Source organism: Methanotorris formicicus Mc-S-70, from assembly GCF_000243455.1.
GTDB lineage: Archaea > AGJL01 > Methanococci > Methanococcales > Methanococcaceae > Methanotorris > Methanotorris formicicus.
Genome location: NZ_AGJL01000113.1, coordinates 1 through 1023, shown reverse-complemented (window position 1 = coordinate 1023; position 1023 = coordinate 1). Strand labels below are relative to the sequence as shown.

At 31.3% G+C, this 1023-nt stretch carries 3 protein-coding genes; 1 reads left to right on the top strand and 2 read right to left on the bottom strand.

Going from position 1 to position 1023, the window contains the following annotated elements; genetic code table 11:
- Positions 1-198, top strand: a 198-nt coding sequence (locus METFODRAFT_RS09625) for a hypothetical protein (protein ID WP_007045439.1), incomplete at its 5' end; no start/stop codon positions are given.
- Positions 199-206: 8 nt separating this feature from the next.
- Here the strand turns inward: METFODRAFT_RS09625 and METFODRAFT_RS09620 are convergent.
- Both METFODRAFT_RS09620 and METFODRAFT_RS10985 read right to left on the bottom strand, forming a co-directional pair.
- Positions 207-626: a hypothetical protein gene (locus METFODRAFT_RS09620; protein ID WP_007045438.1), complete on the bottom strand. Its 420-nt coding sequence runs from the start codon at positions 624-626 to the stop codon at positions 207-209.
- A 50-nt stretch (positions 627-676) separates the two neighbouring features.
- Positions 677-1023: hypothetical protein (locus METFODRAFT_RS10985; protein WP_007045437.1), on the bottom strand; the 347-nt coding region annotated here is incomplete at its 5' end.

Here is a 1023-nt window from a genome sequence, read left to right as displayed (position 1 = left end):
GAAAAGCATAGAAGAGATAAATCGATTTTAGATGTTGAGGGAAATTACCTAACGTCTGAAAAGAGCAATATTGGGTTTGTTAGGTTTATAGCAATGGTATCAAACTGTATAGAATATTTAAGCCACAAATATGGATTATCATCCTATGAAGTGATTAAAGAGTGCAGTAAAGAGCTAATAAAGAAAGGATTCTCGTAATCACACTGTCAGTTAGTTAAAAATCCGCATCTAAATAAAACCCTCCCTGCATTGCTATCAAATGGAACTTCATAAGAAATCCCAGTCCAGCCACTATCATTTCTTTTTTTGAGATTTAACCTACTAACATACAACTTAGCAAATAAATGACATGCCTTATTTCCTATGGCACTTCCTAACCCATATCTTTCATCTTCTTTCAATTTTTCTGTCATTAATTCAGCTGAATCATATTTTTCTAAATATTTAATGAATGGCTCAACAGACTGTTTATTTTCTTTTTCTAAATCTTTCTCTAATAACATAAACATAGCTAATGGAGTTCCCCATCTATGAATTGCATAGTCCAAAACCTGCTTAATAGAGACAATACCTCTCTGTGATTGAGCAAAGAATAAATTGTAATTCGATGACTTTGAATTATTCAAATTTTCCCATATCTTTGCTCTGATTTTCTTTATTGATTCATGTTGTTCTATTAATGTATCAATTGAGATACCCAGCTCTTTAAAAAATCCAACGGTCTATGGAGTATTCTTACTTCTTCTCTGTAAAGCTCAGTTATAACCATATTTAGCAATTTTCTAACTCCTTCAATATCGGGTCCTTGGTCAAGGACGACCATTAACATTAAGTATCTACTTAAAATTTCTCTTCTTGTATATTTTCCATCCCTTTTATCTAATTCATCATAAATCAATTCCCCTCCATTTAAAAAATATTGAAATGGTTCAACTTCACTTAAATTTGGTTTTAGTTGATTTTCTTTTCCTATTTCACACAATCTTTTAATCAGTATCTCCGAATATGCATTAGGTATGCACA